Here is a 3,459-nt window from a genome sequence, read left to right as displayed (position 1 = left end):
GATGTCCATGCGTAGACGCTCTCATCGGGCAGCTCGTCATCCCATCCCGCGCGGCGGGGAGCATGCGGGACGGACGGGCGGATGACGACGGGCGGGGCGCGGACAGGCGTGCTGACGAGCGTGCGGTGAGAAGTCGCCCCCGGCGGGGGTCGGCCGCGTGTGGAAGTACCTAGGTCGGGGTACGGCGCCATGGTCGCGCTTGCCCAAAGGCGCGGCGCGACGCGGGAGGCAGCCCGGCCGGCTTCCCGTGGCGCTCACGCCGTCCGGTCGCAAGCGGAGCCATGGAGCCAAGCGTGCGGGTTGAGGTGACCGACCGTGATGCCATCGTCGTGTATCCGGCCGGCGACATCGACTATTCGTCCCTGGATCCCCTGCGCGAGGCACTGCTCGACGCACGGGTCGCCGGAGTCAAAGAGATCATCGTGGATCTGGAGCAGGTGAGCTTCCTCGACTCGCAGGGGTTGGCGGTCATCCTGTTCGCCCACCAGCGTCAGCGGTCGGCCGGTGGCCGCCTCGTGCTGCGTAACCTCAACGAGGATGCCTATCGCCTGCTGCATGTCACGAACCTGAGTGTCGTGATAGACGTCGATCACGGCGACTCCGCCCCCGCGCGCGGCTTGGCGACCCGTCAGGGCGCCTGAGTCACGGGGGCCTTCCGGCCCCTGAGCCGCGGGGGTCTTCCGGACCAGGCCGGATCAACCCGTGGACGGCCTCTCCCAGTGGTAGGAGACGTCGCGGACGTAGGTGATGAAGCCGAGTCCGGTGTACATCCGCACGGCGCGGACGTTGTCCTCGTCCACGTACAGCAGGACCGAGTCGAGCCCCTCGGCCTGCAGATGCCGCAGGCCGATCAGGGTGAGTGCCGGGCCGAGTCCCGCGCCGCCCGCGCCCGGGAGCACGCCCACCACGTAGACCTCGCCGATGGGCCCCGGCTGCGCGTTCCGTGGCGGCGTCTGGTCGGTCTCGTGCACCTTCGTCCAGTGGAAGCCGACGGGTGCGCCGTCGCGCTCGGCGAGGAAGAAGCCACGCGGGTCGAACCACGGCTCGGCCCGGCGCCGGGCCAGATCGTCCAGGGCCCACCGGCCCTGCTCCGGATGATCAGCGAAGGCGGCCGCGTTGACGGCCAGCCAGGCCTGGTCGTCCTGGTCGGGGACGAAGGTGCGGACCGTCACACCGGCCGGCAGCCGGGGGTCCGGCAGGGGCGTCCCGGTCGCCAGCGGTCGCCGAAGCTGGAGCAGCACCCTCGTGCGAGTGAACGTGAGCCGGGTAGCCAATGCCGCGGCGGCCGGCAGGTCGCCGTGGGCCCAGATGTCGAGGCGGGACGACGGCGCCGCGAGGGCCTCGGTCAGTCCGCCTACCAGGGCTGTGCCGACGCCGCGCCCGCGGTGGTCGGGATGGACGACCACCTCGGCCTGCCGCGCCTGGTCCACGCCGCCCAGATGGGCGTAGCCGATGATCCGCCGGGCGGGGGTGCGGCCCGGCATGGTCGACGTGTCCGCGGCGTCCTGGTCACCAGGGGCGTCCGGGATATTCGGGGCGCTCGTGTCCGCGGCGGCCGACACGGCCAGCAGGTGCCGGCCCGCGCCGATCCGCAATCCGGGCCGGAGGGCCAGTCGGATGTCCTCGGACACCGGCCCGGAGCCGTCCGCCCGCTCCGCGGCGGCGAGGAGGCTCACGATGTCGTCCACGTCCATGGCGCTCAGGGTCTGCTGCCAGCTCAGCGAGGTCACCGGACGACCGTATGACGCTGGGTGGCCTTCGACGGTGCGGTCGAGAACCCGGACGCGAGAACCCGGGCGCGAGGCCGAATCCTGGCTTCCGGAGCCGGGAGCTGGGCCTCGCGCCGACGGTGCCGTCCTACTGACGGTGCCTGGGGTGCCGGGGTACCGGGATACCGGGTGCCACGCGGCGGACGGGTGTCCGCGGTGACGTCAGACCCGCTCGGGGGTCCGGGACTCGTCACGGCCGACCCGGCCGGCCTCCCCGGGGGTGTTCTCCGGCAGCGGCGCGATGGGCGGCGCGACGAACTTGTACCCGACGTGCCGAACAGTGCCGATCATCGCTTCGTGCTCGGGGCCGAGCTTCGCTCGCAGCCGCCGGACGTGGACGTCCACCGTGCGGGTGCCGCCGTAGTAGTCGTAACCCCAGACCTCCTGCAACAGCTGGGCGCGGGTGAAGACCCGGCCCGGGTGCTGCGCGAGGTACTTCAGCAGCTCGAACTCCTTGAAGGTGAGCTCGAGCGGCCGGCCCCGCAACTTGGCCGAGTATGTGGTCTCGTCGACCGACAGGTTGCCGGACCGGATGACACCGGCTTCGGCCGTGCCGCCGGCTGCGGCGACGCGACCGATGGACAGCCGCAACCGGGCCTCGACCTCGGCGGGACCCGCGGAATCGAGGACGACGTCGTCGACTCCCCAGTCCGCGGACACCGCCGCCAGCCCACCCTCGGTCACCAGCGCCAGCAGCGGCGTGGTGAGCCCGGTGGTGCGTAGCAGCCGGCACAGACCGCGGGCGATCACAAGCTCCCGGCGGCCATCCACCACGATCACATCCACCGGCGGGGCGTCCAGCAGCGCGCTCGCCTCGAGCGGGGCGACCCGTACGGTGTGGGTGAGAAGCCCAAGCGACGGAAACGACTCGGCGGACGGGCCAGGGGCGTTGGTGAGCAAAAGGACGACGCTCAAGACGACTCCTCCAGGTGGTGTGTGGTGGGGCAGCGTCGACCCGGTGAGTAACTCGATGCCCGGCGCTGGGCGTCTCACGATCGTCATGGGCATGAAACGAAGGCCGGTATGTGGGGAGGATAGCGGAGTGTCCTACTCGGCTCCTACCGTCTACGGGCCACTACCTACGGCGGATCGTGAGATCCTGACCACGAGTCATGATCACTGGAGCGGTCGGGTGCCCGGTGCGTCACGCAATCTGGCTGTAGTGGTCACCCATGGCTTCTCCTGTTCGACGTCACGCCTGGCGCTGCAAGCAGTGATGGTCGGATTACGTTCACATCCCGATGTCCAGGTCATGGACCTGCAAGCGTACGGCCGATCCACCAGACTGTGCACTTTCGGTGACCTCGAGGTGCTGGATATCGGCTCGGCCATCGGCGCGGCCCGTCGACTCGGCTACCAGTGGGTCTGCCCCACGGGATGGTCGATGGGATGGTTGGTGGACGGTGCCGCCGTGCTGCGGCACACCGCGCTGATCCAGGTGGGGGAGTCCGTCCACAGTCATCGCCGTCGGTATCCCCCGGAGGCGGTAGCCAGTGCGAGCGCGACCAGCCGGTGGTTCGTGCGGGGCACCGCTCGGATGCGCCGAATCCATCGGCTGGCAGATCGGCTGGCAGAGCAGCCCACCGGCCGGATGGTGGCACGGCGCATGTTACGGGTGTGTATCGGATCTGGATCTAGATCCGGAGTTGGATCTGTTGCGAACTTGTGATTGAACTGGTCCTCTCATGAT

General features: G+C 70.2%; 3 protein-coding genes. 1 reads left to right on the top strand and 2 read right to left on the bottom strand.

Going from position 1 to position 3,459, the window contains the following annotated elements; translation table 11 throughout:
• Positions 1-281 precede the first annotated feature (281 nt).
• Complete coding sequence (locus ACY45C_RS20720; RefSeq protein WP_462189226.1) at positions 282-641, top strand: STAS domain-containing protein; 360 nt, start codon at positions 282-284, stop codon at positions 639-641.
• Between the two features lie 54 nt (positions 642-695).
• Here ACY45C_RS20720 and mshD read toward each other — a convergent pair whose 3' ends face one another.
• Positions 696-1,730, bottom strand: a complete 1,035-nt coding sequence (mshD, locus tag ACY45C_RS20715; RefSeq protein ID WP_462189225.1) for a mycothiol synthase — start codon at positions 1,728-1,730, stop codon at positions 696-698.
• Positions 1,731-1,931: 201 nt separating this feature from the next.
• On the bottom strand, positions 1,932-2,684 hold the full coding sequence (locus ACY45C_RS20710; protein ID WP_462189224.1) for a response regulator transcription factor: 753 nt from the start codon (positions 2,682-2,684) through the stop codon (positions 1,932-1,934).
• Between the last annotated feature and the right edge of the window lie 775 nt (positions 2,685-3,459).

This window comes from Frankia sp. CcWB2, from assembly GCF_977927585.1.
The sequence above is the reverse complement of the archived record's forward strand: the minus strand, read 5'-3'. Positions and strand labels throughout refer to the sequence as shown.